The sequence below is a fragment of the Psychroserpens jangbogonensis genome, assembly GCF_000797465.1.
In the GTDB taxonomy this organism is placed as follows: Bacteria; Bacteroidota; Bacteroidia; order Flavobacteriales; family Flavobacteriaceae; genus Psychroserpens; species Psychroserpens jangbogonensis.
On record NZ_JSWG01000031.1, the window covers coordinates 1 to 300 of the forward strand.

Below are 300 nucleotides of genomic sequence, written 5' to 3' on the forward strand. Positions count from 1 at the left end.
TACTCCAAAGCCATCACTATCGGCATCACAATACTCTAAGGGTGTAGGTGTATTAGCAATAGGTGCCTGCTCTACAATTAAGGTTAAAACTGTTGTGGCATAACAACCTGTATTAATATCTTGTACACGTACGAAAATTATTTGTCCATTAACGATGTTTGTATAAGGTACAGGTAAAGGATTTAATGCAGTATCTGCATCCCCTTGTGTTAAATAATAACTCACAGAATAATTAGGATTGTTTCCCGTTATCTCCTGATTCTTTATGGAAATGTCTATACTCGTTAAACCATCAGGTAC

1 protein-coding gene is annotated in these 300 nt (G+C 36.0%); it reads right to left on the minus strand.

Features of this window, described 5'->3' with window-relative positions; translation table 11 throughout:
* Nucleotides 1-300 (minus strand): hypothetical protein (locus RH81_RS16115; protein WP_033962427.1); only part of this gene is annotated, 300 nt, incomplete at both ends.